The sequence below is a fragment of the Dactylosporangium vinaceum genome (assembly GCF_019904175.1).
Taxonomy (GTDB): domain Bacteria; phylum Actinomycetota; class Actinomycetes; order Mycobacteriales; family Micromonosporaceae; genus Dactylosporangium; species Dactylosporangium vinaceum.
In genome coordinates this window covers 8,013,952-8,034,378 of the sequence record NZ_CP061913.1, presented here as the reverse complement: position 1 = coordinate 8,034,378, position 20,427 = coordinate 8,013,952, and the positions used below count along the sequence as shown (strand labels likewise).

Below are 20,427 nucleotides of genomic sequence, written 5' to 3'. Positions count from 1 at the left end.
CCTACGTCACCCGGTTACGGCAGGGAGTTGAGGTAGGGGCGCTGGGCGTTCTGGAACTCCCAGCTGTAGTACCGGTCCCAGTTGATCGACCAGGTCATCAGGCCGCGCAGCGCCGGTGAGGTGCCGCCGCGAAGGGTGTAGCCGCCGCAGCCCGAGCCGTTGACCAGGCACGTCACGGCCGACTGGACCACGGCGTTGGCGACGTAGCCGTTGCCGGCGCTGACCGCGGCCGGCACGCCTATCGCGATCTGGTCGGCGCGCAGGCCGGGGAACGTCTGGCCGGTGTTGGCGACCGGGAAGCCGGCCTTGAGCATGTCGGTCATGGCGATGTGGAAGTCCGCGCCGCCCATGGTGTGGTACTGGTTGTCGAGGCCCCAGATCGGGCCGGAGTTGTAGTCCTGGACGTGCAGGATCGTCAGGGCGTCCCGCAGGGCGTGGATGACCGGCAGGTAGGAGCCGGCCCGGTTGTCCCCGGCGCTGGTGCCGCCGTAGAACTGGTAGCCGAGCTGGACGAAGAACGTCTCCGGGGCCATGGTGAGCACGAACCTGGTGCCGTATCTGGCCTTGAGGGACTTGAGCGCGCTGATGAGGTTGACGACGACGGGCGTCGTCGGGTTGCGCAGGTCGCTGTCGCCGGGGTTGAGGTAGAGGGAGTGGCCCTCGAAGTCGATGTCGAGACCGTCGAGGCCCCACCGGTCGATGATCGCGCTCACCGAGTTGACGAACGTGTCGCGGGCGGCGGTGGTGGTCAGCTGGACCTGGCCGTTCTGGCCGCCGATGGAGATGAGGACCTTCTTGCCCTGGGCCTGCTTGGCCTTGATGGCGGCGAGGAACTCGGCGTCGGACTCGACGCCCGCGCACTCGGCGGCCGGGCAGCGGTTGAAGCGGATGTCGCCGGAGGTGACGCTCGTCGGCTCGCCGAACGCGAGGTCGATGACGTCCCAGGCGGCCGGGATGTCGGCCATGCGCACGTAGCCGGAGCCGTTGGCGAAGCTGGCGTGCAGGTAGCCGATCAGGGCGTGCTTGGGGATGCCCGTCACCGGGGTGCTGGGGCTTGTCGACGGGCTCTTGCTGGGGCTGGCACTGGCCGACGGGCTGGTGCTCGGGCCGGCACTGGCTGAGGGGCTCTTCGACACGGACGGCGAGACCGGGGGTGTCGTGGGCGTGGTGCCCGGGCCGTCGAGGGCGATGTCGTCGGCCTGGTACGCGCCGGTGCCGTACCAGCCGTGCAGGTACACCTGGATGGAGGTCTGGCCGGCCGTGGTGGTGAACGGGACGGACAGTTTCGTATAGGTGCTCGCGCCCGGGGTCCAGGTCGAGGCGCCGCCGGTGACGCCGATGTAGACGTAGCTGCCGCGGACCCACCCCGACAGCGTGTAGGCGGTGTTCGGCTGGACGGTCACGGTCTGCGTGCACTGGGCGGTGTCGGACGTGGTGGCGTTGCCGTTGAGGGCGTACGAGCCGGAGTGCACCGGGGTGGTGACCGCGCCGGAGCCGGAGCCGGTGCAGGACCAGCCCGACAGGTTGCCGCTCTCGAAGCCGGGGTTGACGAGCAGGTTTGCCGCATACGCGTTGGTGGCCACGAACAGGCCGGTGACCAGCAGTGCTGCGGCGCCGAGGATGAGCGCGGCGCGCTTCATCGGCTTCATGGGCGACCTCCATCGACGGTGGTCGCCATTATTAGGTTTGTTAACTGTTCATGTCCAGGGCTCTTAACCCGGCCTTCATCATCGCGACCATCCGGGCCCGCGCGGCCGGGTCGGGGCCGCCGGACTCGCGGGCCACGCAGCCGGCGATCAGGGCCTTCACGTCGGCCATCGTCACGTCCGGCCGGACCTCGCCGCGCCGCTGGGCCGCGGTGAGCAGTGCGGCCTCGGCGCCGTCGAGGTCCAGGCCGGTGCGGGCGGCGGCCGCGCCGACGTCGAACCCGGCGCCGGTCAGCGTCTCGGCGAGGCCGCGATGCTCGGCGGCGACGCCGACGAGGTGGTCCAGGTAGTCGAGGAAGCCGAGCGTGCGGGCCTGGCCGAGGAGGGCCTCGACCTGCTCCAGGACGATCGCCTCGCACAGCGCCTCCTTGGTCGGGAAGTGCCGGCTCACCGTGCCCGTGCCGACCCCGGCCCGGCGGGCGATCTCGGCCACCGGCACCGACAGCCCCTCGGCCGCGAACGCGAGCTTCGCCGCGTCGATGACCCTGCGCCGGTTGCGCACGCCGTCGGCCCGCATGGGGCACCTCCTTGTAAGCGGGATGGCTGTCCCGTATATTTGCCGGCATAACCGGGACGCTCATCCCGATTCTAGGGGGTTCGCATGTGGTCGATCGACGATATCGGCGACCTGACCGGCCGGGTCGCGCTGGTGACCGGCGCGCGCGGCGGCATCGGCCGGGAGGTGGCGACAGTGCTGCGCGGCCGGGGCGCCACCGTCCTCACGCCGGGCCGCGCCGAGCTGGACCTGGGCAGTCTGGCCTCGGTGCGGGCGTTCGCGGCCGCGTTCGCACCCGACCGGCTCGACCTGCTCGTGAACAACGCCGGCCTGATGATCCCGCCGTTCGGGCTGACCGCCGACGGCTTCGAGACCCAGATCGGCGTCAACCACCTCGGCCACTTCGCGCTCACCGGCCTGCTGCTCGACCGGCTGCTGGCCACCCCCGGGTCGCGGGTCGTGACGGTCAGCAGCAACGCCCACAAGCGCGGCGTCGTCGACCTCGACGACCTGCACTTCGCCCGGCGCCGGTACGTGCCGATGACCGGATACGCCCAGTCGAAGCTGGCCAACCTGCTCTTCGCCGCGGCCCTGCAGCGGCGCCTCAGTGCGGCCGGCGCCCCGGTGCTGTCGGTCGCCGCGCACCCGGGCGCGGCCCGGACCGGCCTGATGCGCACGAGCCCGGCGGTGTTCCGGTTCGTGGTGAGCCGCCGCACGAAGTGGCTGTTCTCCTGGCTGATCCAGGACCCGCTCCCGGCCGCGCTGCCGATCCTGCGGGCCGCGTTCGAGCCGTCCCCCGCGCCCTATTACGGCCCGGACGGCTGGGGCGAGTTCACCGGCCGCCCGGTCGCCGCACCCACGGCCCCGGTGGTGTCGGACACGGGCCTGCAGGAGCGCCTGTGGGCCGCGTCCGAGCGGCTGACCGGTGTCACGTACGCGCTGCCGGCCGGCGCCGCCGGGGCCGTCAGTCCCGGGTGAACTCGGTGAACGCGGCAAGCGCGTCGGCGTCGCTGTAGGGGGCTGTCACGTACTGCTCGGCCCACCACGCGGCCTGCGGGTGGCGCCCGGCGACGATCCGGGCGGCGGCCCGGCGGGCGTCGTACGGGGTGCGGCGCAGCTGGACGACGCCGTCGCCGAGCAGCGCCCAGTAGGCGCCGGCGGGCCCGTAGTTCATGCCGACGCTGCCGGGGTTGACGACGCGCCGCCGGTCGGCGAGCCGGTCGAACGACATGTGGGTGTGCCCGCACACCACGAGCGGCGCGCTGACCCCGCCGAGGACGGCGTTCCACCGTGCGACGGGCGAGTCGACGAGCACGAACTCGTCGTCGCGGCGCGGGGTGGCGTGGCAGAACAGCACCGGCCCGAGCCCGTCGACGTCGAGGGTGACGGTCAGCGGCAGCCCGTGCAGCAGGTCGCGGTGCCGCTGCTCGATAAGCGCCGCACAGTCGGCCGCGTCGGCGCCCGTGCGCCCCTCGCCGGGCCGGCCGTCGAACGCGTCGACGATCTCCCGCTCGCCGTTGCCGTGCACCCAGACGGCCCGGTCGCCCAGGGCGGCGAGCCGGTCGAGGGTCTCGGCCGGCAGCGGGCCGCCGGCGATGTCGCCGAGCAGCACGATCCGGTCGGCCCCGCACGCGTCGACGTCGTCGAGGACGGCCTCCAGCGCGGGAAGGTTGGCATGGACGTCGGCCAGCACCGCCACTCGCATCCCTCGATGCTAGCGCTTTCCACGATAGTGGATTTCCGCTATTGTGGAAAGCATGGGGATCGACGGGCTCGGCGACCGGATCAAGCGCGAGCGGCAGCGGCGCGGGCTGACGCTGCAGGAGCTCGCCGCGGCCAGCGGGGTGAGCCGGTCGATGCTGTCCGAGGTCGAGCGGCACGGCCGGGTCCCGACGGTCGTCGTCCTCGACCGGATCGCCACCGGCCTCGGCACGAGCATCGCCCGGCTGCTGCGCGACGAACGCCCGCCGGAGACGACGGTGCTGCGCCGCGCCGAGCAGGACGTGGCCCGCGACCCGGCCGGCTGGGAGCGGCGCATCCTCAGCCCGGTCCTGCCCGGCGTCGAGTTCGAGCTGATGCGCACCACCATCGACGCCCGGGTCGACGCCGGCACGTTCCAGCCGCATGGCGCCGGCTCCCGCGAATACCTGGCCGTCGAGGCCGGCACGCTGCGCCTCACGCTCGACGGCGACCCGATCGAGCTGCACGCCGGCGACAGCGTCTTCTACGCGGGCGACCGGCGGCACGGCTTCGCCAACCCGGGCCCCGAGCCGTGCATCTACTACCTGGCCATGGACGTGACCACCGGGCGGGCCCGCCATGACGACTGAGTGGACGGCCGAGGAGCTGCGCGCGACCGGCTACCGGGCGGTGGACCTGGTCGTCGAGCACCTCACCCGGCTCCCCGGCGGGCCGGTGTTCCAGCCGGTGCCCCCCGGCGTGGTGCAGACCTTCGAAGCAGAGGGTGTACCGCGAGCGGGCGCGCCGGTCGCCGCCGTCCTCGAGGAGTTCGCGACCCGGGTCGAACCGTGGCCGTTCGGCAACGGGCACCCGCGGTTCTTCGGCTGGGTCAACCCGCCCCCGCATCCGCTCGGCGTGTTCGCGGAGCTCCTCGCGGCGGCGATGAACCCGAGCGTGGCCGGCGGCAACCACGCCGCGGTCCACGTCGAGCGCCAGGTTGTGCGCTGGTTCGCCGAGCTGGCCGGCTTCCCGCCGGACGCGACCGGGCTGCTGGTCTCCGGCGGCTCGGCCGCGACCCTGACCGCCCTGGCCGTCGCCCGGCACCGCGCAACACCCGCCCCCGCCCCCGCCCCCGACTCCGTCTCCGCTCCCGTCCGTCCGACCACCGCGACTCGGGCGGGCGCGGTGGGCGGGGATCACGCCGGGGCCGGCGCGGGTTCGGGCGGGACGCTGTACGTCGGGGTCGAAGGGCACGTGTCCATTCGCAAAGCCGCGCGGCTGTTGGGCATCGGCGACGCCAACGTGCGGGTCGTCGCGTCCGACGGGGCGGACCGGATGTCGGCCCGGGCGCTGCGGGCGGCGATCCGGGAGGACCTGCGGGCCGGGCGGGCGCCGCTCGCCGTGGTGGCCACCGCCGGGACCGTCAACACCGGAGCCGTCGACGACATCGACGCCATCGCCGGAGTCTGCGCCGAGTTCGGGGTCTGGCTGCACGTCGACGCGGCGTACGGCGGCCCGGCCGTGCTCCTGCTCGACGGGCACGGCGAGGCCCGGGCCGGGATCGCGCGGGCCGACAGCGTCGGGCTCGATCCGCACAAGTGGCTGTACGCGCCGGTCGGTGCCGGGCTGGTGCTGCTGCGCGACCCGGCGGCCGCGCGGGCGGCGTTCAGCCTCGTCCCCGACTACCTGCGCACCGACGGCGACGTCGACGGGGTCGGCGGGCCGGTCTGGTTCAGCGAGATCGGGTTCGACCAGACCCGGCCGTTCCGGGCGCTCAAGGTCTGGATGCTGCTCAAGCACCTCGGCCTGGACGGCTACCGGGCACGCATCGAGCACGACCTGGCCGTCGCCGCGCGGATCGCCGAGCGGGTCGCCGCCGCGCCGGAGCTCGAACTGCTCGCCCACGGGCTGAGCGTCGTGTGCTTCCGGGTCCGCGCCGACGACGACACCAACCGGCGGGTGCTGCGCGCAGTACAGCTCGGCGGCACCGCCTTCCTGTCCGGCACCACCGTCGGTGCGGCGTTCGCCCTGCGCGCCTGCGTCGTCAACCCACGCTCCTCACCGGCCGACGCCGACACCCTCGTCGCCGCGGTCCGCCACGCCTGGCGCGAGCAGACCGCCGCCTGAGCACGCCGCCGCGGCCGGGCGCGCGTGGCACGAGCAGACCGCCACCTGTGCACTGCCGCTGCGGTCGGGCGCGCCTGGCGTGAGCAGGGCCGCCACCTGTGCTACTACCGGCCCGGTCCGGCGCGTTCGGCGCGAGCAGGCTGCCACCTCTGCACTGCCGGCGACGGCCCCGGCCGCGGTTGGCCATGGACAGGTGCGCCGTGCGTGCGGCAGGGACGCCTGTCGGATGCTCGCCCCGCGGCGTCGTCGTGGGCGGCTCGTCGAGCGGAGCGGCGGCAGGCGCGGACGGCGGCGTCGGTGCCCGGATGGGCGACGCCTACGCCCTGACCGCCGGACGCGGCACCGGCGGCAACCCTGATACGGAAGGAGGGGCGGCCATGTGGTGGCGGGGTGGTGGAGCGGTTTGGGTGCGGTGGGTGGAGGTGGGTATGTGAGAACGCAGTGTGAGGTGACTCTCAAATCTGGCCGATCGGTCAGGGCCTGACCGATCGGCCAGGCATGCTGTGCGTGTGGTACGGAGCAATACGCGGGACGAGATCCTGGCCGCGGCGGCGCGCTTGTTCGCGGCGTCCGGGTACAAGGGGACGTCGCTGCACGACATCGCCGTGGACGTGGGGTGTTCCAAGGCGGCGCTGCTGTACCACTTCAGCAGTAAAGAGGCGATCCTCACCGAGCTGTGCGCGCCCGCGATCGCGGACCTCGAGCAGCTGTTCGGGCGGCTCCAGACGCTGGCGGGGGAGCGGGCCCGGGCGGCGGCGATCGAGGGGTTCGTGGACCTCTCGATGCGCTACCGCAAAGAGATCCAGATCATCTACGGGGACCTGCCGTCGCTGCTGCAGCAGCCGGCGCTGCAGAACGTGCATCAGATGACCATCCGGATCTGCGAGATCCTGGTGGGCTCCGACGACTCCGTCGCGACGATGATCGCGGCGAAGCTCGTGCTCGCCGGGATCCCGGCGATCGCGTTCGGCATCGACTACGAAGACTCGCGCTACTCCGACGAGGAGCTGCGGGCCGCACTCATCGAGGCGGCCAACCGGGCCCTCGCCCCCCTCTCCGAAACCCGTTAGGACTCGAAGTCATGGCAACTGTGCTCTACCGGCTCGGCCGGGCCTCGTTCCGGCACCGCTGGCTGGTGCTCATCCTGTGGGTCGTAGTGCTCGGCGCGCTCGGCGGCGCGGCCCTCGCGTTCAAGGGCCCCACGTCGAGCGACTTCACCATGCCCGGCACCGAGTCGCAGCGCGCGATCGACGCGCTGAAGCAGCAGTTCCCGGAGGCCAGCGGGGCCACCGGCACCATCGTGATCCAGGTGCCCGCGGGGCAGAGCGTCGCCGACCAGACGAACCAGCCGCTGGTGATGGGCCTGGTGCAGGAGGCGAACAAGCTGCCGGGTGTGGTCGGGGCGCTCGACCCGTACTCGACAAAGGCCATCTCGATGGACCAGCGCACCGCGCTGATCAACGTGCAGTACAAGGACCGGGCCGACAAGGTGTCGAAGGACGCCCGGGCCGCGTTCCAGCAGTCCGGCCAGGCGGCCGTGAAAGCGGGGCTGCGGGTCGAGCACGGCGGCGAGGTCATGAACAAGGAGCCCGAGGTCGGCGGCAAGGAGGGCATCGGCGTCGTCATCGCGCTTGTCGTGCTGCTGGTGACGTTCGGGTCGCTCGTCGCGGCCGGCATGACGATGCTCAACGCGCTGCTCGGCGTCGGCGCCGGCATGGCCGGGCTGTTCGCGCTGTCCGGGGCCGTGCACCTGACGAGCACCGCTCCGGTCCTCGCGCTGATGCTGGGCCTCGCCGTCGGCATCGACTACTCGCTGTTCATCTCCTCGCGGCACCGGCAGAACCTCGTCGAGGGCCTCGAACCGCAGGAGGCGGCCGGTCGCGCCGTCGGCACCGCGGGCTCGGCGGTCGTCTTCGCCGGGGCGACTGTCGTCATCGCGCTCGCGGGCCTGGCCGTCGTGAACATCCCGTTCCTCACCGTGATGGGTCTGGCGGCCGCGGGTACCGTCGCCGTCGCCGTGCTCGTCGCCATCACCCTGCAGCCGGCCCTGCTGGCGTTCGCCGGGACGAGGATCCTGTCCCGCCGCCAGCGCAAGGCCGTCGCCGACGGCGGCACCACCCACCACACCGAGAGCTTCGGAACGAAGTGGGCCCGCTGGATGGTCCGGTTCCGGGTGCCCGTGATCCTCGTCGGCGTGCTCGGGCTGGCCGCCCTGGCGATCCCGGCCGCGCACATGCGCATCGCCCTGCCCGGGGCCAGCGCCGGCGCCGAGGACACCCCGGCCCGCAAGGCGGCCGACCTCATCGAGCAGTCCTTCGGCCCCGGGTTCAACGGCCGCCTGCTCGTCGTCGTGTCGAGCGACTCGGCCGACACGACGAAGGCGAAGGCCGGCGAGGCGATCCAGGGCCTCACCGGCACCGAGAACCTCCTCGCCGCGGCCGCGCCGAACTTCAGCCGCGACGGCAAGACCGCGCTCGTCCCGCTGATCCCGAAGACCGGCCCGACCGACGCGGCCACCGAGGACCTCGTCCACGCGGTCCGGGCCAAGCTCAAGACGATCGGCGGCGCCGACTTCGCGCTCACCGGGCAGACGGCCGTCGGCATCGACGTGTCGGAGAAGCTGTCCGACGCGATGCCGGTGTACCTGCTGCTGGTCGTCGGCCTGTCGGTGCTGCTGCTGATGCTGGTGTTCCGCTCGATCCTCGTGCCGATCAAGGCCGCGGCCGGGTTCCTGCTCACCGTCGGCGCCACGTTCGGCCTCACGGTGCTGGTCTTCCAGGACGGCCACGGCGCCGGGCTGGTCGGCCTGGACACGCCGGGGCCGCTGGTGAGCTTCCTGCCGATCCTGCTCATCGGCATCCTGTTCGGCCTGGCCATGGACTACGAGGTGTTCCTGGTGTCGCGGATGCGCGAGGACTACGTGCACGGCGGCACACCCCGGGAGGCCACGATCAGCGGCATGGGCCACGGCGCCCGGGTCGTGACGGCCGCCGCGATCATCATGACGTCGGTGTTCGCCGGCTTCATCCTGATCGAGGACCCGATCATCAAGTCGATGGGCTTCGCGCTGGCCATCGGCGTGGCGATCGACGCGTTCATCGTCCGGCTGACGATCGTCCCGGCGGTCGTGTCGCTGCTGGGCCGGGCCGCCTGGTGGCTGCCGGGCTGGCTCAACCGGATCCTGCCGAACGTCGACATCGAGGGCGAGAAGCTCCGCAAGCACCTCGCGGCCGAGCCCGAGCAGCAGGAGGCGAGCACGGTCGCCGTCTCCTGAACCCAAGGGGTTCAGGCGGCGCGGACGGCCTCCTCGATGCCCGGCGGGCACAGACCGCCGTGCAGGGTGTCCAGCGCCAGCAGGGCCGCGCCGACGACCGGCGGCGCGGCCAGGACGCTCACGGTGGCTCGCGGCGACAGCCGGGCCAGCCGGGCCAGGAGGTCGTCGTGCAGCTGCGGGTGGCGGGCCGTGAGGACGCCACCCCCGAGCACGATGGTGTACCGCGACCCCAGCAGATCCAGCCGCGCCGCCGAGACGCGGATCAGGGCCTCGATCTCGTCCGTCAGGCGGCGCACCACCCGGGTCGCCAGATCGTCGCCGGCCGCGGCCACCGTGAACATGACCTCGCAGAGCTCGTCCATCCGGTCCGGCGGCAGCTCGCCCAGGTGGAACGCGATGGTGACCGCCTCCACGGTGGGGCGGGCGAAGTGCTCCCGGACCGCGGGCTCCAGGGCGGTGGCCGGGCCGCGGCCGTCCTCGGCCCGCACGGCGTGATACAGGGCCAGCGCGGCCAGGTGCTGGCCGCCGCCCCAGTCGCCGGACAGCTGGCCCAGGGCCGGGAACCGCGACGTGGCCCCGTCGGCGCGGCGGCCCGCGGCGTTGATGCCGGCCCCGCAGACCACGCCTACCGCGTCGGGACTGGCCGAGCCGGCCCGCAGCAGCGCGAAGAGGTCGTTGTCGACGCTCGTCGCGGCGGCCAGGCCCAGGGCGGCGACGCCGGTGTTGAGCCGGTCGACCTCGACCGGCAGGTCGGCGCCGGCGGTGTAGACCGACAGCTGCGACAGCTCGATCGACGGCGGCAGGGACGCCGCGTGCCGGGCCTGGGTGACGAGGGCCGCGAGCCGGGCCAGGGCGGCGTCGAACGGCAGGTTGTGCGGGGAGATCGTCGGGCCGGTGACCCGGGCCAGGACCCGCCCGTCGGAGTCGCCGATGACGACGTCGGTCTTGGAGTTGCCGCCGTCGGCCGCGGCGTAGAGCCGGGCGGTCACCGCAGCCAGGCCAGGTGGTCGCGGTTGGCCGCGAGGAGGTCGTCGGTGAGGCGCTCGGCCTTGGCGTGGCGGGCGACGAGCGGGTGGGCGAGCAGCGCCCGGTACACGCGGTCGCGGCCGCCCTTGACCGCCGCCTCCACCGCCAGCTCCTCGTAGGCCGAGACCCCGGCGACGAGGCCGGCCTGCTCGGGGCGCAGCGGGGCGGCGGCGACGGGCTCGGCGCCGCGCGCGCCGACGGTGCAGGTGGTCTCGATGACGGCGTCGTCGGCCAGGAACGGCAGGAAGCCGCGGTTGCGCACGTTCACCGCGTGCACGCCGCCGTCGTCGTGCTGCAGCGACGCGATAAGGCCCACCGCCGCCTCCGAGTAGAAGGCGCCGCCGCGCTGGCCCAGCAGCTCGGGCTTGGTGTCGAGCGCCGGGTCGCGGTACAGCCGCAGCAGTTCCTGCTCGATCTCGGCGACCCGCTGGCCCCGGGTCGGCCGGCCGCGCTCCTCGGCGACGACCTCGTCGTGGCAGTAGAAGTACCGCAGGTAGTACGACGGGACGCTGCCGAGCGAGCGCACGAGCGCCGCCGGGATCTGCACGTTGCCGGCGATCTCGTCGAGTGCGGACTCCAGCAGCGCCGGCAGGCGGTCCACGCCGTCGACGTACGCGGCCCGCTCCCACGTGAGGTGGTTGAGCCCGACGTGGTCGAGCGTCAGCGCGGCGGGGTCGACACCCAGCTGCGCGGCCCACCGGCGCTGGAAGCCGATCGCCACGTTGCACAGCCCGGCCGCGCGGTGGCCGTCGTCGAGCAGGGCCCGGGTGACGATGCCGACCGGGTTGGTGAAGTTGACGATCCAGGCGCCCGGGTCGGCCCGGCGGGCGATGTCCAGGACCACGGGGACGGTGCGCAGTGCCTTCGCGAACCCGCCGGCGCCTGTCGTCTCCTGCCCGACGCAGTCGCACGCGAGCGGGAACGTCTCGTCGCTGATGCGGGCCTGCTGCCCGCCCACGCGCAGCTGGATGACGACGGTGGCCGCGCCGGCCAGGGCGTCGTCGACGTCGGCGGTCCAGCGCAGGGTCGTGCGGGAGCCGTGGGCCCGCAGGATCCGCTGCGCGAAGGCGCCGACCGTGGACAGCCGGTCCGCGGCCGGGTCCAGCAGGACGATCTCACTGACGAACGGGGCCAATCGGGCGAAGCCGTCGATGAGCTCCGGGGTGTACGTCGAACCGCCACCCACGACCGCGATCTTCATCCGGCAATGCCCTCCGCCACTCGGGAAATCTATTAGGAAGCCTAATTGACAGTCGGAACAATACTGCGTCAATCCTCCATGGAAGAAGTGGGTTGCCAACCAGGAGTGCGCCCGGGCCAACGTTCAAGGCCGTGCGGGCCGGTGCCGAAGCAGTACGGCGTGACCGCCTTCACCCCCGCCGACCCGGTACTGCACCTGCTGCGCCGAGCCAGCTTCGGCCCGACCGTCGAGTCCGAGGCCGAACTGCGCAAGCTCGGCGCACCGGCGTGGCTCGAGCGGCAGCTCAACCCGGCCGCGATCGACGACGCCGCGTGCACGGCCGCGCTGTCGAAGTACACCCTCATCGGCAAGGACATCGCGGGCGTGCGGGCGATGGTCACGGCCGGCACCCTCAAGTCCGGCGCGTGGGATGTCATGGCGCAGCTCGGCACCGCCGCCGTCGCCCGGGCCGCGTGGAGCAGGCGGCAGCTGTTCGAGCTCATGGTCGACTTCTGGTCGAACCACCTGAACGTCACCTGCCCGTCCAGCGAGGTCTGGGACAGCCGGGCCGCCTACGACGCGCTCATCCGCAAGCACGCGCTCGGCCGGTTCGCCGACCTGCTCAAGGCGTCGATGACGGCCCCCGCGATGCTGTCGTACCTGGACAACCGCTCCTCGACGAAGGCGAAGCCGAACGAGAACTACGCCCGGGAGCTGCTTGAGCTGCACACCGTCGGCCTGGTGTACTCCGAGGCCGACGTGAAGGACGCGGCCCGGCTGCTGACCGGGCTCACCGTCGAGCACGCCACCGGCCTGTACAGGTTCGACGCCAACCAGCACGCGACGGGCCCGGTGACGATCCTGGGCTGGCGCCACGACAACGCGACGGCGGGCGGCGGCGAGACGGCCGCCCTGGCCTACGCGGACATGCTGGCCATGCACCCCGCGACAGCCGAGCGCCTGGCCCGCAAGCTGTGCGTCCGCTTCGTCGCCGACGAGCCGCCCGCGACGCTCGTCGCCAAGCTCGCGAAGGTGTACCTCGACAACCGCACGGCGATCGTTCCTGTCCTGCGCGCGCTGTTCACCTCGCCGGAGTTCGCGGCGGCCGTCGGCGCGAAGGTGCGCACACCCCTGGAGGACGTCGCCGCGACCGTGCGCGCCCTCGGCATCGGCCCCAGCGCCGACCTGGACAGCGTCCGCGGCCTGTACTACTACCTGTACGACATGGGCCACGCGCCGCTGCGCTGGGCCCCGCCGAACGGGTATCCGGACGTCGCCGCCGCCTGGGCCGCCCCCTCCGGGCTGCTGATCCGCTGGAACGCGCACCTCAACATCGCGGCCGGCTGGTATCCGAAGCAGCTCGTGCGGCCCGCGTCGATGCTCGCGTACCTGGTGCCGAAGCTCCCCGCGACCCACGGCGAGTTCGTCGACGCCCTCGCCACCCGGCTCGTCGGCAGGGCCCTCGCCGCGCCGCACAGCGCGGCGCTGCTCGGCTTCCTCGGCAAGACCGCGACCACCCCGCTCAAGGCGACCGACCCGGCCGCCGCCGGACGGCTGCCGCACCTGATCGCCCTGATCCTCGACTCGCCGTACTTCCTCTACCGGTAGGGAGCTCCACATGATTGCCGACTGCTGCGTCTCCCGCCGCGGGGTGCTGACGATCGGGGCCGGGGCCGCACTCACCGGGCTCATCGGCGAGGGCCTGTCGACCCGGCTGGCGTTCGCGGGCACCCCGTACACCGGTGACACCCTCGTGGTGCTGTCGCTGCGCGGCGGCTTCGACGGCCTCTCCGCGATCGTCCCCATCGGCGACAGCGACTACTACGCGGCCCGGCCGACGATCGCGGTGCCGAAGGCCTCGGTCATCGCCGGCGACGGCATGTTCGGCCTGCACCCGGCGTTCGCCCCGCTGCAGGCCCGGTGGGCGGCCGGCACGTTCGGCGCCGTGCACGCCGTCGGGCAGCCGAACCCGTCCCGCTCGCACTTCCAGGCCATGGAGGACATGGAGCGGGCCGCCGCCGGCACCTCCGTGCGCACCGGCTGGCTCGACCGGATGCTCGGCGTCGCCGGCGCGTCGTTCCCGATGGCCGGCGTCGCCATGGGCACCAGCGCGCCCGCGCGGCTGCTGGCCGGGCCGACCCCGACGGTGAGCATGCTGACCGTCGACGGGTTCAAGATGAACGGCGAAGACCCGAAGACGCCGATGATGGGTACCCTGGCCAAGCTCTTCGACGGCGCCCCGGACCTCGTCGCGGCGCCCGCGCGGGCCGTCGGCCAGAGCCTCGGGACGGTCGGCGCGCTGCCGGCCTACACGCCCGCCGCGACCTACCCGGCGACCGCGCTCGGCAGCGCCCTCAAGGACGTGGCCCGCCTCGTCAAGAGCAACGTCGGGCTCATGGCGGCGACCGTCGACTTCGGCGACTGGGACATGCACGAGGCCCTGGGCGGTGCGGTCAAGGGGCAGCGGATGTACGACCACCTGACCGAGCTCGCCCTGGCGCTGGAGGCGTTCGCGGCCGACCTCGGCCCCGCGTTCGGCCGGGTCACGCTCGTCACGCTCTCCGAGTTCGGCCGCCGCGTCGCCGAGAACGGCTCGCGCGGCGTCGACCATGGCAGCGGCAACGCGATGCTGCTGCTGGGCGGCGGGGTCCGCGGCGGCCGGGTGCACGGCGCGTGGCCGACCCTCGCCCCGGCCGCGCTGAGCGCCGGCGACCTGACCGCGACCACCGACTACCGCACCGTCATCGGCGAGATCCTCCAGCGCCGCTGCGGCCTGGGCTCCCTGGCCGACGTGTTCCCGAACGCGGCCACCGCGGCGCCCCTGAACGTGGTCAGCTCGCGCTGAGCCGCTCCCGCAGCCACGCCAGCAGCACGTCGGCCTGGTCCTGCTGAAACTGGCGCACCGTCGGCAGGCCGGGCGGGGCGGGGCGGCGGGCCCGGTCGGCGAACATGCCGGCCAGCCCCGCGATGCACCCGTCGATGTCGCCGGGGTCCGCGTCGATGACGGCGTCGTCGACGCGCCCGCCGTAGAGCCGGACGTTGAGCACGAGCGTCAGCGTGTCGAACCAGGCCGGTCCCGTGCAGCCCCAGGGCCAGTCGACGACGACCACCGAACCGTCGGGCCGCACGAGCAGGTTGTCGGCGCGCACATCGCCGTGCACGAGCCGGTCGCCCGCCATCGCCGCGTGGCCCCGCGCCGCCAGCTCCATCAGCCGGTCCAGCCGGGCCGCGGCCCACGGGTCGAGGGTCGCGGGCGGGTCGGCGGCGAGGTTGCGCCAGCCGGCGTAGTCCCCGGCGGTCTCGGTCAGCAGCGACGGCAGCCCCGACACCGGCACCGCGAGCCTGCGCAGCGCCTCCAGGACGGCCGCGACCTCGTCGTCGCGCCACGGCGTGTGCGGATGCCGCCCGTCGACGTCCTCGTACACCAGCGCGACCCAGTCGCCGTCGTCGTACACGCCCAGCAGCGGCGGCGTCGGCAGCCCGGCCGGCAGGGCGCCGACCACCCCGGCCTCGGCGCGGTGCAGGGCCGGGCTGTCCGGGTTGAGGTCCAGCCCGACCGCCTTCACGAAGGCCCGGCGGCCGTTCGCGGCCACGACCCGGTCGGCCGTTCCGGGCGAGAACCCGCCCGGCTGCGACACCGCACCCGTCACCGGCGCGCCCAGCACGCTCTCCACCGCCGCCCGCACCCGGTCCGGCAGCTGCGGCCAGCCGATGCGTACCCCCGATGCCTGCACCATGCCGCCGATGATCGCAAACGGTCACCGGGCCCGTACACGGAATTTCGTCACGTTGTGTTCACCCGGTGACGCCCGGTTGGAGACAGTCATGCATGAATACGGGCACGTGAGCCCGGATGTCGCCCGCCCGTGGGCTGACAGGATGTGACGCGTGGCACGTTCGGGGGATTCCGGAACGCCACACAGTCCGTAACGTCGGTCGCATCGCAGTCTGACAGCAACGAGGGAGACACTCCATGAGCGACTTCGACGCCGGCGACACTGGCCACGACGTCGACTACGGCCACTACGAGGCGGGTCAGGAGCACGACGCCCTCGACCAGCTGCACCAGGCCCATGGCTCGGAAGCGGACGCGCAGTCGCAGTTCGGCGTCTACGAGAACGACCACCACGCGCAGGAGTCCACGGACTTCTCGCAGGGTCACCACGTCGAGTACGACCAGCCGGCGGCCGTGCACTACGAGTCGGACGACTTCACCAACTACAGCCACGACGCGTCGGTCGACGACCACGTCTTCGCGGCCGAGGGCAGCGAGTCGTCGCACCAGGCCGAGTTCGGTGAGCTCGACGCCCTGCAGCAGCGCTTCGACGGCGCGTTCGCCGAGGGCACGCAGCTGCACACGGACGGCGGCGAGGCCCAGCTGGGCGTCGCCGACAAGTAAGCGGCGTCACGGCTCGATCGAGCCACCGGCGGCCGATTGGCCGCCTCGCACGTGCCCCCGGCGCCCTAGCGTCGGGGGCATGGACATTTTGCGGTACGCCGCGTTCACCGACGACCCCGCCGGCGGCAACCCGGCCGGGGTGGTGCTCGACGCCACCGGCCTCGCCGCGGCGGACATGCAGCGGATGGCGGCCGAGGTCGGATACTCCGAGACGGCCTTCCTGACGCCGACCGGCGACCGGGCCGCGGCCGTGCGCTACTTCAGCCCGCTGGCCGAGGTGCCGTTCTGCGGCCACGCGACGATCGCCACCGCTGTCGCCTACGCCGAGCGGTCGGGGCCGGGGCCGATCCGGCTGGCCGCGCCGGTCGGGGAGATCGCCGTCGACACCGCCGACGGCTCGGCGACCCTGCGCACCGTGGCCCCCGCGACCGCCCCCGTCGACGACGCGGTGCTGGCGCAGCTGCTGACGGCGCTGCGGTACACCCGCGAGGACCTGGACCCGCAACTGCCCGTGCGGGCCGCGTTCGCCGGTGCCTGGCACCCGATCGTCGCGCTGCGCGACCGCGCGCGGCTGGCCCGCCTCGACTACGACGTCGATGCGCTGGGCGCGCTGATGGCCGCCCACGGCTGGACGACAGTCGATCTGGTGTGGCGGGAGTCGGCGCTGGTGTTCCACGCCCGCAACCCGTTCCCGCCCGGCGGCGTCTACGAGGACCCGGCCACGGGGGCGGCGGCCGCGGCGTTCGGCGGCTACCTGCGCGAGCTCGGCCTGGTCCCGGTGCCGGCCGAGCTGACCATCCACCAGGGCCACGACCTGGGCCGCCCGAGCCTGCTGCGGGTGTCGCTGGACGCCGACCCGGGCGCGGGCGTGCGGGTCACCGGCCGGGCCGTCGAGATTCCCGCCTGAACGCCGCAGAGCGTTGACCGATGGTGTACCGCGGGCAAGGGCTGACTTCCCCGCGGACATCGGTCAACGCTCTACGAACGTGTGCGGGACAGGCGGTGTCCCCACGCTGGATGGGTCAGCAGCTGGAGGCGAAGCCGATCAGCGCAACCGAGTTGCACGACACGTTGGTCGGCGCCTGGTACGTGAACGACGACTGGTTGCCGTTGCCGAAGCCGGCGTTGTAGCCGGTGCTCCAGTTGCCGTTGTCGTTGTACGCGAGCGCACCCCCGTTGCCGCCGCCGCCGTTGCTCCGGCCGCGGTAGTCGTTGCGGTCGTCGTACGACATCGCGTTGGCGTTGCCGTTGTTGTTGTGGCGGTGGTGCTTCTTCTTCTTGTGGTGGTTCGAGACCGAGTTCACGTTGGCGCCGCCGCCGTTGCCGTTGCGGTAACCGTTGCCGCCGTTGTAGCCGGCGCTGCTGTACGCGCCGCCGTCGCCGTTGTAGGCCACCGCGCCGCCGTCACAGTTGGCGCTCGCGAAGCCGATGATGGCCAGCGAGTTGCCGCAGATGTTCACGGGCGTCTGGATGGTGGTGGAGCTCTGGTTCCCGTTGAAGAAACCGGCGTTCGGGCCACTCCAGTTGTCCGCGTGGGCGGCGGTCCCGGTGAGCGCGAGGCCACCCATAGCCAGCGCTGCGACCTGCACCGACCGGATGAGCCAGCGTTTCATGATGACGACCTTTCGACGAGTGATCGACGGTGAACGTCCGTCGCGATTCCCACCTAACCCGAAATGCGAGCCCCAGACCGATATTTCACGAAATAACGTCACGCAATGCACCCGTGCGGTGACATAAAGTAGTCGGCTCGGCGCGCCGGACCGGCCGTCCGCCCGGTCCGGGTTATGCCGGTTACCCGGCTGTGTGCCGCCGGCGGCGCACGAGGTGGCGGACCAGCAGCCCGAGCCCGAGCACGGCCGCCGCGCCGAGCACCCACAGCTGGTACCGGCGAAGGTTGTCGATGTTGTTCCCGGCGACGGCGCCGATCGTCACCCACAGGGCCGTCCACAGCACGCCGCCGGCCGCGTCCCGGGGCGCGTACTGCCGCCAGGGCAGCGCGGTGGCTCCCGCGATGATGCCGTTGGTCTGGCGCAGCCCGTCGACGAACCGGGCGGCCACGATGATGTTCCGGCCACGGGTGGCCATGAACCGCTCGGCCCGCTCGAGGCGCGCCTCGGTCAGCCCGATGCGCCGCCCGAAGCGCAGCACCGCCGGCCGCCCGGCCCGCCTCCCGAGCAGGTAGCCCAGGTTGTCGCCGAGCACCGCGGCGGCCAGCGTGACCGCGACGACCGCGGGCAGCGACAACTGCCCGTGGGCCGCGAGGGCGGAGGCGGCGACGACCGCTGTCACGGCCGGGGTCGGGATGCCGAGCCCTTCGAGGAGCACGAGGAGGGCCAGCGCCGGGTATCCGTACCGCTCGAACTGCTCCACCGGAAGGCATCTTGCCACGGGTACCGTTGACGGTGATGACGAGCTGGTATGAATCCCATATCGACCGGCAGATCCGCGAGGCGCAGGAGCGCGGCGACTTCGACGACCTGCCGGGCGCCGGCCGCCCGCTGCCCGACCGCGGCGAGCTCTACGACGAGGACTGGTGGGTCCGGGACCTGGCCCGCCGTGAGGGCCTGCCCGGCGGCATCCCGCCCACCCTCCGCCTGCGCCGCGAGGTCGAGGACCTCCCGGAGGGGCTGGCGAAGTTCCGGACCGAGGACTCGCTGCGCCGGGCCGTCGCCGAGCTCAACGTGCGCATCGACAGGGCGAAGCGCTCGCTGATGGAGGGCCCGCCCACCGTCCTGCGCCCGCTCGACGCCGACGCGCTCGTCGCGCGGTGGCGGGAGCTACGCGGCCTGTAGGCGTGACGGGCGCCCGGCCGCGGCCCGCAGATCGTCGGCGACCGGACCGAGCGTGCGCCGGACCTGCTTGAGCGCGGCCGGGTCGTCGGCGTCGTCGACGAGTGTGCGCAGGTGGGGCTCCAGCGCGGTGAGCGCGTCGACCCACTGCAGCTCCCGCCGGGCGTGCACCCGGCGCACGGCGTACAGCGGGGCCGCCGCCTCGCGCAGCGCGGCGAGCCGGCGCAGGGCCGGCGCATACTCGCCGTCGCGGATGCTGCGCAGGCACTCCGCGGTCCGCTTGCGCAGCACGGCGCCGGTGCGGATCGGCGCGATGAGCGTCGCCGGCAGGACGGCGCACAGCGCCCCGATGACCACGGCCAGGAGGCGGGTGCCGAGCAGGGTCAGCGTGCCGGCGCTCGCGAAGCCGACGAGCGGGTAGAGCAGGGCGAGGGCGGCCGTCATGCACGCGGCCCACCAGGCGTAGGCGAACTGGCGCAGGTAGTAGCCGACCGCCAGGATGGTGATGAGCAGCGTCACGGCGACGGTCTGGTGACCGCCGACGGTGTAGGCCAGGACCGTGGCGACGGCGGTGCCGCCGAGCGCCCCGAGCGTGCGGTGCACCCCCTTGAGCAGCGCGTCACCGCGGGACCGGGCGGCCGCCCCGACCGTGTAGGCGCTGATCACCGTCCAGGCCCAGTGGTCCCCGAACACCGTCTGGCCGATCGTGAACGCCATCGTGAGGGCGAGCGCGGACTGCACGCCCCGCCACACGTGGATCCGGGCCGCCGAGGTGCTCGGCGGCTCCGCCTCATCCTCGGGCGTACTCCACAGACGCTGCTTGAGCAGCACGAAGCACTCGGCGATGAAGACCGCGAGCGTGGCCCAGGCGAGCGTGCGCAGCGGATGGCCGCCGGGGTTCACCGGCGCGATAAGCATGCCGATGAGCGGCAGGACCAGGGCGCGGCCGAGCCGGCCGGCGGCGGGCCCGAAGGCGCGGGCGGCCGTGGCGGCGGCCACGGTGACGACGAAGAACGCGTCGCCGTAGGCGTGGCCCTCGTGGAAGAGCACGGCGAACGTGGCGATGACGACGGCGCCGACGGGCACCAGCAGCAGCCGCCACGGGCTGTGCCGCTGGGTGGACCGGGTCGCCATCAGGCTCACGGCGGCGCCGAGCACGACGATCCCGATGCCGAGGTGGGCCGCGCGGGTCAGCGCGATGAGGGTGGCGACGGTGGCGAGGACCGGCGCGAAGCCGGTGGCGGCCGCCGTGATGTTACGCATCTGCGTATTACGCACTAGCTGAATATCCCAGCACGGTAGCGTGAGCGCAACCATGGATGCCGACCCCGATCTCAGCGCGGCGCGCGCGGTGCGGCGGGCGACCCAGCGCCTGTCCCGCCGCCTGCAGCTGCAGCGCGCCGCCGACGGGCTCAGCCTGACCAAGATCAGCCTGCTGGGGCACCTGGCCCGCAAGGGTCCCCTGGCCGCCGGCGCCCTGGCCGCGGCCGACCGGCTGCAGCCGCAGTCGGTCACCCGGGTCCTGGCCGAGCTCGAGGCCGACGGGCACATCGAGCGCCTGGAGCACGTCGCCGACAAGCGCCGGCGGGTCTTCGCGATCACCGACCCCGGCCGGGCTGCCCTGCGCGAGGACATGCGGGAGCGCGACGAGTGGCTGGCCTCGGTGATGCACGGCCTGACGCCGGGGGAGCGCGACGCGCTGCTGCGCGCGGCCGCGATCCTGGAGCGGCTCGCGGACGCGGAGTAG

At 73.2% G+C, this 20,427-nt stretch carries 20 protein-coding genes; 11 read left to right on the top strand and 9 right to left on the bottom strand.

What is annotated here, in order from left to right:
* Window positions 1–14: 14 nt before the first annotated feature.
* Together Dvina_RS36065 and Dvina_RS36060 are read right to left on the bottom strand one after the other, a co-directional pair.
* Window positions 15–1,649: a chitinase gene (locus Dvina_RS36065; protein ID WP_246655550.1), complete on the bottom strand. Its 1,635-nt coding sequence runs from the start codon at window positions 1,647–1,649 to the stop codon at window positions 15–17.
* A 40-nt stretch (window positions 1,650–1,689) separates the two neighbouring features.
* Window positions 1,690–2,223, bottom strand: a complete 534-nt coding sequence (locus Dvina_RS36060; protein WP_223093784.1) for a TetR/AcrR family transcriptional regulator — start codon at window positions 2,221–2,223, stop codon at window positions 1,690–1,692.
* An 84-nt stretch (window positions 2,224–2,307) separates the two neighbouring features.
* On the opposite strand from Dvina_RS36060, the gene Dvina_RS36055 reads away from it, so the two are divergent.
* Window positions 2,308–3,180: an SDR family NAD(P)-dependent oxidoreductase gene (locus tag Dvina_RS36055; RefSeq protein ID WP_223093782.1), complete on the top strand. Its 873-nt coding sequence runs from the start codon at window positions 2,308–2,310 to the stop codon at window positions 3,178–3,180.
* On the opposite strand, the gene Dvina_RS36050 is transcribed toward Dvina_RS36055, so the two are convergent.
* The gene (locus Dvina_RS36050) at window positions 3,167–3,907 is read right to left on the bottom strand and encodes a metallophosphoesterase family protein (protein WP_223093780.1); all 741 of its coding nucleotides are present in this window, start codon (window positions 3,905–3,907) and stop codon (window positions 3,167–3,169) included. The genes Dvina_RS36055 and Dvina_RS36050 overlap by 14 nt on opposite strands.
* A 52-nt stretch (window positions 3,908–3,959) precedes the next feature.
* Here Dvina_RS36050 and Dvina_RS36045 point away from each other — a divergent pair, with 52 nt between their 5' ends.
* The 4 genes from Dvina_RS36045 to Dvina_RS36030 all read left to right on the top strand — a co-directional run bounded on the left by Dvina_RS36045 (window position 3,960) and on the right by Dvina_RS36030 (window position 9,283).
* On the top strand, window positions 3,960–4,532 hold the full coding sequence (locus Dvina_RS36045; protein WP_246655549.1) for a helix-turn-helix domain-containing protein: 573 nt from the start codon (window positions 3,960–3,962) through the stop codon (window positions 4,530–4,532).
* Window positions 4,522–6,009: a pyridoxal phosphate-dependent decarboxylase family protein gene (locus tag Dvina_RS36040; RefSeq protein ID WP_223093778.1), complete on the top strand. Its 1,488-nt coding sequence runs from the start codon at window positions 4,522–4,524 to the stop codon at window positions 6,007–6,009. Before Dvina_RS36045 ends, Dvina_RS36040 begins: the two co-directional genes overlap by 11 nt.
* Before the next feature lie 509 nt (window positions 6,010–6,518).
* Window positions 6,519–7,079: a TetR/AcrR family transcriptional regulator gene (locus Dvina_RS36035; RefSeq protein ID WP_246655548.1), complete on the top strand. Its 561-nt coding sequence runs from the start codon at window positions 6,519–6,521 to the stop codon at window positions 7,077–7,079.
* An 11-nt stretch (window positions 7,080–7,090) separates the two neighbouring features.
* Window positions 7,091–9,283, top strand: coding sequence for an MMPL family transporter (locus Dvina_RS36030; protein WP_223093774.1), 2,193 nt, complete (start codon window positions 7,091–7,093; stop codon window positions 9,281–9,283).
* 11 nt (window positions 9,284–9,294) lie between these two features.
* On the opposite strand, the gene Dvina_RS36025 is transcribed toward Dvina_RS36030, so the two are convergent.
* Window positions 9,295–10,272, bottom strand: coding sequence for an N-acetylglucosamine kinase (locus tag Dvina_RS36025; RefSeq protein WP_223093772.1), 978 nt, complete (start codon window positions 10,270–10,272; stop codon window positions 9,295–9,297).
* The gene (locus Dvina_RS36020) at window positions 10,269–11,510 is read right to left on the bottom strand and encodes a 6-phospho-beta-glucosidase (protein ID WP_223093770.1); all 1,242 of its coding nucleotides are present in this window, start codon (window positions 11,508–11,510) and stop codon (window positions 10,269–10,271) included. The genes Dvina_RS36025 and Dvina_RS36020 overlap by 4 nt, the downstream gene beginning before the upstream one ends.
* A 159-nt stretch (window positions 11,511–11,669) precedes the next feature.
* Between Dvina_RS36020 and Dvina_RS36015 the strand changes: the two genes are divergently transcribed.
* Both Dvina_RS36015 and Dvina_RS36010 read left to right on the top strand, forming a co-directional pair.
* A complete protein-coding gene (locus tag Dvina_RS36015) occupies window positions 11,670–13,097 on the top strand; it encodes a DUF1800 domain-containing protein (RefSeq protein WP_246655547.1) in 1,428 nt (475 codons plus the stop codon).
* A 10-nt stretch (window positions 13,098–13,107) separates the two neighbouring features.
* Window positions 13,108–14,334: a DUF1501 domain-containing protein gene (locus Dvina_RS36010; RefSeq protein ID WP_223093766.1), complete on the top strand. Its 1,227-nt coding sequence runs from the start codon at window positions 13,108–13,110 to the stop codon at window positions 14,332–14,334.
* Here the strand turns inward: Dvina_RS36010 and Dvina_RS36005 are convergent.
* Window positions 14,321–15,226: a phosphotransferase family protein gene (locus Dvina_RS36005; RefSeq protein WP_223093764.1), complete on the bottom strand. Its 906-nt coding sequence runs from the start codon at window positions 15,224–15,226 to the stop codon at window positions 14,321–14,323. The two genes, Dvina_RS36010 and Dvina_RS36005, sit on opposite strands and share 14 nt — an antisense overlap.
* Window positions 15,227–15,462: 236 nt before the next feature.
* Between Dvina_RS36005 and Dvina_RS36000 the strand changes: the two genes are divergently transcribed.
* Both Dvina_RS36000 and Dvina_RS35995 read left to right on the top strand, forming a co-directional pair.
* Entirely contained in the window at window positions 15,463–15,888 is a 426-nt protein-coding gene (locus Dvina_RS36000; protein ID WP_223093762.1) for a hypothetical protein, read from the top strand.
* A 79-nt stretch (window positions 15,889–15,967) separates the two neighbouring features.
* Entirely contained in the window at window positions 15,968–16,795 is an 828-nt protein-coding gene (locus Dvina_RS35995; RefSeq protein WP_223093760.1) for a PhzF family phenazine biosynthesis protein, read from the top strand.
* A 115-nt stretch (window positions 16,796–16,910) separates the two neighbouring features.
* Here Dvina_RS35995 and Dvina_RS35990 read toward each other — a convergent pair whose 3' ends face one another.
* A complete protein-coding gene (locus tag Dvina_RS35990) occupies window positions 16,911–17,501 on the bottom strand; it encodes a chaplin family protein (RefSeq protein ID WP_223093758.1) in 591 nt (196 codons plus the stop codon).
* A gap of 181 nt (window positions 17,502–17,682) precedes the next feature.
* On the bottom strand, window positions 17,683–18,261 hold the full coding sequence (locus Dvina_RS35985; RefSeq protein WP_223093756.1) for a DedA family protein: 579 nt from the start codon (window positions 18,259–18,261) through the stop codon (window positions 17,683–17,685).
* 35 nt (window positions 18,262–18,296) lie between these two features.
* On the opposite strand from Dvina_RS35985, the gene Dvina_RS35980 reads away from it, so the two are divergent.
* A complete protein-coding gene (locus tag Dvina_RS35980; RefSeq protein ID WP_223093754.1) occupies window positions 18,297–18,683 on the top strand; it encodes a DnaJ family domain-containing protein in 387 nt (128 codons plus the stop codon).
* On the opposite strand, the gene Dvina_RS35975 is transcribed toward Dvina_RS35980, so the two are convergent.
* Complete coding sequence (locus tag Dvina_RS35975; protein WP_223093752.1) at window positions 18,669–19,943, bottom strand: FUSC family protein; 1,275 nt, start codon at window positions 19,941–19,943, stop codon at window positions 18,669–18,671. The two genes, Dvina_RS35980 and Dvina_RS35975, sit on opposite strands and share 15 nt — an antisense overlap.
* A gap of 40 nt (window positions 19,944–19,983) precedes the next feature.
* Between Dvina_RS35975 and Dvina_RS35970 the strand changes: the two genes are divergently transcribed.
* A complete protein-coding gene (locus Dvina_RS35970; protein WP_246655546.1) occupies window positions 19,984–20,427 on the top strand; it encodes a MarR family winged helix-turn-helix transcriptional regulator in 444 nt (147 codons plus the stop codon).